The organism is uncultured Sphingomonas sp., from assembly GCF_946477935.1.
Taxonomy (GTDB): domain Bacteria; phylum Pseudomonadota; class Alphaproteobacteria; order Sphingomonadales; family Sphingomonadaceae; genus Sphingomonas.
Genome location: NZ_CAMLAC010000196.1, coordinates 1 through 6,903, shown reverse-complemented (window position 1 = coordinate 6,903; position 6,903 = coordinate 1). Strand labels below are relative to the sequence as shown.

Genomic DNA, 6,903 nt, shown 5'->3' with positions numbered 1-6,903 from the left:
GGTGGAGGCGCTGTTCGCAGGCTTATGATGACGCTGTGTCAGATACTTGGTGACCCTTCGCGGGCGGCGGGGCTGGATGGTGAGCAGTGGTCCGCGATCCTGACCGTCGCCCGCGCGGAACAGGTGATCGGCACGCTGGCGCAGCGGCTGGCGGGGTTGCCGGTGCCAGCGCGGGTTGCCGCGGTGCTGGACGATGCGCGGGCGTCGGCGGAGCAGGGGCGGCGGGCGGCCTTGTGGGAGGCGGAGATGGTCCGCCGGGCGCTGGCGCCGCTGGGCGTGCCGGTCGTGCTGTTGAAGGGCACCGCCTATGTCGCGGCCGGGCTGGCGGCGGGGCAGGGGCGCAGCATTGGGGATTGCGATATCCTGGTGCCGTGCGAGCATCTGCCGGCGGTGGAGGCGGCGTTGCTCGCGGCGGGATGGGAATGGGTGAAGCCCGACCCGTATGACGACGCCTATTACCGGCGCTGGATGCACGAGCTGCCGCCGCTGATCCACCGGGAGCGGGACCGGATGATCGACGTGCATCACACCATCCTGCCGCCGACCGCGCGGCCGACGCCCGATGCCGCGGCGCTGATCGCGGATGCGGTGCCGCTGGGGGGCGGGTTGTCGGTGCTGTCACCCGCCGACATGATCGTCCATGCCGCGGCGCATCTGTTCGCGGATGGCGACCTGGCGGGGGGCTTGCGCAACCTGTGGGACATCCACTGCCTGATCGGTGAATTCGAGACCGGGGGGCTGGACGCGCGGGCGGCGCATCATCAGCTTGGCGCCGCGGTGGCGCGGGCGGTAAGGCTGGCGCACGCGCTGTACGGTAGCGAAGGTCCGGCGGGTTTGACCGCAATCGACCGGCTTTACCTCCGCCGGCTGCTGGCGCGCGATGGATGGGGGCGGGAGACCCGCAAGGCTACGCGGTTCGGCTTCTATGTCCGCTCGCACGCCCTGAGGATGCCGCCCGCGATGCTTGCGCGGCATCTGTGGATCAAGTGGCGGCGCCGAGGCGCTCCAGCGTCGGGATGAGTTCGGCATAGCCGTCGATGATCGCGTCGGCACCGAGTTCCTCGACCGGCTGCATCAGGAAGCCGAAGGAGCAGGCGACGACCGGCAGGCCCGCGGCCTTAGCTGCCTGCACGTCATAGATCGAATCGCCGACAAACGCCGCGCGCCCGCCGCCGCAGCGTTCGACCAGCGCCTGGATGGGGACCGGCGAAGGCTTGCCCACGCCCATCGTGTCGCCGCCGATCAGGCAGGCGAAACGGTCCGACAGGCCCAGTTCGGCGAGCACGCGCGCGGCCAGCGCCTCCAGCTTGTTGGTCATGATGCCGACCGTCACCCCCATCGCCGCCAGCCGGTCGAGGGCATCCAGCGCGCCGGGGAAGGGGCGGGTGTGGACCGCGATGTTGGCCTGGTAATGGTCGAGCAGGCGGCGCTGGAGGATGTCGAGCGTCGCTTCATCGCAGCCGCCGGTCGCCGCGAGCCCCTGCGCCAGCATGTGCCGCGCGCCGCCGCCGATCATCGGCTTCACCTGTTCGACGGTCAGCGTCGGCCGGTCGATCGAGGTGAGCGCGTGGTTGACCGCGGCGGAAAGATCGCCGCTGGTGTCGAGCAGCGTGCCGTCGAGATCGAAGCCGACCGTGTCGAATGGGAAACGGGTGGATGAATTTCTTTCCATGACGGGCGCGGGTGCCAGCCGCACTATGGCGTTGGCAAGCCTTTCGTGGCAGGCGACCGCCCCATGACGCGACCCGTAGCCGTTATCATCCTTGCCGCCGGCAAGGGCACCCGCATGAAATCGGACCTGCACAAAGTCCTCCATCCCATCGCCGGACGGTCGATGCTGCTGCATCTGATCGATGCGGCCGGCACGCTGCCCCCTGCGCGGACGGTGGTGGTGACCGGCGCGGGACGCGAGCAGGTGGAGGCGGCGGTGGCGCCGCTGGGCGTGGCGACCGCGCTGCAGGCCGAGCAACTGGGCACCGGCCATGCCGTCGCGCAGGCGCAAGACGCGCTGGCCGGCTTCGACGGCGACGTGCTGATCCTGTACGGCGACGTGCCGCTGGTCCGCGCCGAGACGATGCGCGCGATGCTGGACCGGCTGAACGCCGCCGATGCGCCGGCGGTAGTCGTGCTGGGCTTCCGGCCGGCTGACCCCGGTGCCTATGGCCGGCTGATCCTGGCGGAAGGCGGCGACCGGCTGGAAAAGATCGTTGAGTATAAGGACGCCAGCGAGGCCGAGCGTGCGGTGACCCTGTGCAACACCGGGCTGATGGCGGCGCGCTCCGCCGACCTGTTTGCGCTGCTCGGGCGGTTGGGCAACGACAATGCCGCGGGCGAATATTATCTGACCGATGTGGTGGAGATGTCCGGCGCGGCGGCGGTGATCGAGGCGGAGGCCGGCGAGGTGACCGGGGTCAACAGCCGCGGCGAACTGGCGGCGGTGGAGGCGGTGTGGCAGCAGGCGCGCCGCGCCCGAGCCATGGCGGAGGGCGCGACGCTGATCGCGCCGGAGACGGTGTGGTTCGCGCATGACACGGTGATCGGCCGCGACGTGACGATCGAGCCCAATGTCGTGTTCGGCCCCGGCGTCACCGTGGCGGACGGCGCGACCATCCATGGTTTCTGCCATCTGGAGGGTGCCGCGATCGGGCCGAAGGCCGAGGTCGGGCCCTATGCACGGCTGCGCCCCGGTGCGGTGCTGGAGGACGGGGCCAAGATCGGCAATTTCGTCGAGATGAAGAAGGCGGTGCTGGGCCGCGGCGCCAAGGCCAATCACCTGACCTATCTGGGCGATGCCGAGGTGGGGGCGGGCGCCAATATCGGTGCCGGCACGATCACCTGCAATTATGACGGCTATCTAAAGTATCGCACGGTGATCGGCGAGGGCGCGTTCATCGGGTCGAACTCCGCGCTGGTCGCGCCGGTGACGATCGGCGCGGGCGCGATCGTCGCGGCCGGATCGGTGCTGACCGCGGATGTGGAGGCCGATGCGCTGGCGCTGGTCCGCCCGGATCGCGTCACCAAGCCCGGCTGGGCGGCCCGTTTTCGAGAGATCATGCGCGCCAGGAAGAGCGCGGCCAAGGGAGGGAAGTAAGACCGATGTGCGGAATCGTGGGGATCCTGGGTACGGACGGCGTGGCCGACCGTCTGCTCGACGGGCTGAAGCGGCTGGAATATCGCGGCTATGACTCGGCCGGCATCGCGACGATCGACGGCGACGCGATCGCGCGGCGACGGGCATCGGGCAAGCTGGTCAATCTGGCGCGCGAACTGGCCGAACATCCGTTGCCGGGCACCACGGGCATCGCGCATACCCGCTGGGCAACGCATGGCGGCCCGACCACCAACAACGCGCACCCGCATGCGACCGAGCATGTCGCGATCGTCCACAACGGCATCATCGAGAATTTCAAGGCGCTGCGCGAAGAGTTGATCGCTCGCGGCCGGGTGTTCACCAGCGAGACCGATACCGAGGTGGTCGCGCACCTGGTCAGCGAAAAGGTGGAGCAGGGGCTGGAGCCGATCGCGGCGGTGCGCGAGGTGCTGCCCCGCCTGCACGGTGCGTTCGCGCTCGCCATCCTGTTCCGGGATGCGCCCGACATGCTGATCGGCGCGCGGCTCGGCTCGCCATTGGTCGTCGGGTACGGCGAGGGCGAGACCTATCTGGGGTCGGACGCGCTGGCGCTGGCGCCGCTGACCCAGCGTATCGCCTATCTGGACGAAGGCGACTGGGTGGTCTGCACCACGGGCGGCGCGCAGGTCTATGACCGGGATAACAACCCCGTCGAGCGGCCGGTGACGATCTCCGGCGTGACCGGCGCCCTGATCGACAAGGGCAATCACCGCCACTTCATGCAGAAGGAAATCTACGAGCAGCCGATCGTCGTCGCGCAGACGCTGCGCTCGTACCTGCAACGGATGGAGGAGCGCATCACGCTGCCCATTCCCGATTTCGACCTGTCGCAGATCAAGCGCGTGACGATCGTCGCGTGCGGCACCAGTTTCTATGCCGGGATGGTCGCCAAATACTGGTTCGAGCAGTTTGCGCGTGTGCCCGTCGATCTGGATGTCGCGTCGGAGTTCCGGTACCGCGCGCCGGTGATGGAGGCGGGGGGGCTGATGATCGTCATCAGCCAGTCGGGCGAGACGGCGGACACGCTGGCCGCGCTGCGCCATGCCAAGGCGGAGGGGCAGACCATCGCCGCGGTGGTGAACGTGCCGACCAGTTCGATGGCGCGCGAGGCGGACCTGCTGCTGCCCACCCATGCGGGGCCGGAGATCGGCGTGGCGTCGACCAAGGCGTTCACCTGCCAGTTGGCGGTGCTGGCCGCGCTGGCCGCCAATCTCGCCAAGGCGAAGGGCAGGCTGACCGCGGAGGAGGAAAAGAACATCGTCCGGCATCTGGCCGAGGCGCCCGCCGCGATCAACGGCGCGCTGGCCTATGACGAGGCGATCGAGGGCATGGCGGGCGTGGTCGCCGTCGCGCGCGACGTACTGTATCTGGGGCGCGGCACCGATTATCCCCTCGCGCTGGAAGGCGCATTGAAGCTGAAGGAAATCAGCTACATCCATGCCGAGGGCTATGCCGCGGGCGAGATGAAGCACGGGCCGATCGCGCTGATCGACGAGAATGTGCCGGTGATCGTCATCGCCCCTTCCGGCCCACTGTTCGAGAAGACGGTGACCAACATGCAGGAGGTGCAGGCGCGCGGCGGCCGCGTCGTCCTGATCTCCGACTATGACGGGATCGAGGCGGCCGGCGAGAATTGCGTGGCGACGATCACCATGCCCAAGGTCCACCCGCTGATCGCGCCGATCGTCTATGCGGTGCCGGTGCAGTTGCTGGCCTATCACGTCGCGGTCGCCAAGGGCACCGATGTCGACCAGCCGCGCAATCTGGCCAAGTCGGTGACGGTGGAATGACCGTCATCGGCTAGGTCCGTCCAGGCGATCGTTTACGGCGCCTTAAGCATCCTTGCCTACCTCATCCGGAACGCGCCCGGCGGGCGAAAGATGAGGAACGGACGGGCATGCGCATTCTGATCGTGGACGACGAGCCGGCGATGCATGCCAGCTATGCCCGCAGTTTCGCGCCGGTGCGGGCGGAAGCTGCGGACACGCTGGATGCCATGGCCGCCGCGCTGTTCGGTGACGATGCGACGGTGGGGGCCGCCGGGGACGATGCATCCAATTTCGCGCTGACCCAGTGCCATCAGGGGCTGGATGCGGTGGCGGAGGTGGAGCGCGCGCTGGCGGCGGGCGCGCCGTTTCCGGTCGCGTTCATCGACATCCGCATGCCGCCCGGCATCGACGGGCGCGAGACCGCGCGGCGCATCCGTGCGCTGGACCCGGACATCAACCTGGTGATCGTCACCGGCTATTCCGATTTCTCGCCGCTGGAGATCGCCAAGGTCGCCGGGCCGCCGGACAAGATCTTCTACATCGCCAAGCCGTTCGAGGTGGCCGAGATCGTGCAGACCGCCACCGCGCTGACCCATCGCTGGCAGGCGGACCGGGAGTTGCGCGCCGCGCGCGAGACGTTGGCCGCGCAGGTGAAGCAGCTGGAGGAACAGGGACTGGAACTGGCGGCGAACGAAAGCCGCGCGCTGCATCTGGCGACGCATGACTCGCTGACCGAGGCGCCCAACCGGCTGGCTTTCCTTCGCGCGCTGGGCGAACGCGCGCGCAAGCCCGGGCTGTTCGGCACCGCGATGCTGGACCTCGACCGGTTCAAGCTGGTGAACGACACGCTGGGGCATCTGGCAGGCGACGCGCTGATCCGCGAGATGTGCGCCAAGTTGCAGCAATCCTCGCCCGAGGGTGCGGTGGTGGCGCGGCTGGGCGGCGACGAGTTCGGCGTGCTGTTCGATACCGCAGGGCAGGAAGCCGCGGTGATGGCGTGCGAGCGGATGATCGCGGCCTGTTCGGTCACGTTCAGCGTGCTGGGCAATTCGGTGCGCGGCGGCGCGTCATGCGGGCTGGTCGTGGTGGACGGCAGCGACGACCGCGATCCGGTGGACATCGTGCGCCGGGCCGATCTGGCGCTGAACGACGCCAAGCGCTCGGGCCGCGGCGTGGTGCGGCTGTTCGACGACAGCATGGACGACAGCATCCGCTTCCGCCGGGAGGTCGAGGATCGCCTGTCGCAAGCGGTGGCGCGGAACGAGCTGAGCCTGGCCTATCAGCCGATCGTTGCGCGCGACGGGCTGGATATCGACGGGTTCGAGGCGCTGGTCCGCTGGAACACGACCGAGTTCGGGCTGATCAGTCCCGACACCTTCATCCCGATCGCCGAGGAATCGAACCTGATCCACGATCTGGGCGACTGGATCCTGGGCGAGGCGCTGAAGGAGTTGCAGCACTGGCCCGGGCAATATGTCTCGGTCAATTTCAGCCCGCGCCAGTTTCGGCGGCATAACTTTGTCGGCCATGTCATGAAAAGCGTGCAGCAGGCAGGCGTGTCGCCGGGGCGGGTGCAGATCGAGATCACCGAGACCGCGATCTTCGACGATGCCGAGCGTGCCGCCGACACGCTCTACAAGCTGCGCCAGATGGGCTTTCGCATCGCGCTGGACGATTTCGGCACCGGCTATTCCAGCCTGTACAATATCCGCAAGTTCGCGCTGGATTGCCTGAAGATCGACCGCAGCTTCATCGACGGCATGGGGCGGGAGCGCGAATCGGCCGCGATCGTCCATTCGATCATCCATCTGGGGCGCGCGCTGGGCCTGGGCGTGGTGGCCGAGGGCGTGGAGACCGAGGCGCAGGTGCAGGCGCTGCGTGTGGCGGGGGCAAGCCATATGCAGGGCTATTATTTCTCGCGCGCGGTGCCGCCCGAGCAGGCGCGCGCGCTGGCGGAGCAGCGGACGATGGCGACGCTGCCGCCGATGGCGGTCGGCGGGGCGC

At 68.7% G+C, this 6,903-nt stretch carries 5 protein-coding genes; 4 read left to right on the top strand and 1 reads right to left on the bottom strand.

Annotated elements, in window-relative coordinates:
• Positions 1 to 27 precede the first annotated feature (27 nt).
• Positions 28 to 1,020 carry a nucleotidyltransferase family protein gene (locus tag Q0U08_RS16015; protein WP_298092555.1) on the top strand — a complete coding sequence of 331 codons (993 nt, stop codon included), beginning with the start codon at positions 28 to 30 and terminating at the stop codon, positions 1,018 to 1,020.
• On the opposite strand, the gene Q0U08_RS16010 is transcribed toward Q0U08_RS16015, so the two are convergent.
• Entirely contained in the window at positions 983 to 1,672 is a 690-nt protein-coding gene (locus tag Q0U08_RS16010; protein WP_298092553.1) for an HAD-IA family hydrolase, read from the bottom strand. The two genes, Q0U08_RS16015 and Q0U08_RS16010, sit on opposite strands and share 38 nt — an antisense overlap.
• A gap of 63 nt (positions 1,673 to 1,735) precedes the next feature.
• On the opposite strand from Q0U08_RS16010, the gene glmU reads away from it, so the two are divergent.
• The 3 genes from glmU to Q0U08_RS15995 all read left to right on the top strand — a co-directional run.
• The gene (glmU, locus tag Q0U08_RS16005; protein ID WP_298092552.1) at positions 1,736 to 3,091 is read left to right on the top strand and encodes a bifunctional UDP-N-acetylglucosamine diphosphorylase/glucosamine-1-phosphate N-acetyltransferase GlmU; all 1,356 of its coding nucleotides are present in this window, start codon (positions 1,736 to 1,738) and stop codon (positions 3,089 to 3,091) included.
• Positions 3,092 to 3,096: 5 nt separating this feature from the next.
• Positions 3,097 to 4,920: a glutamine--fructose-6-phosphate transaminase (isomerizing) gene (gene glmS, locus Q0U08_RS16000; protein ID WP_298092551.1), complete on the top strand. Its 1,824-nt coding sequence runs from the start codon at positions 3,097 to 3,099 to the stop codon at positions 4,918 to 4,920.
• 107 nt (positions 4,921 to 5,027) lie between these two features.
• On the top strand, positions 5,028 to 6,903 hold a 1,876-nt coding region (locus Q0U08_RS15995), incomplete at its 3' end, for an EAL domain-containing protein (RefSeq protein ID WP_298092550.1).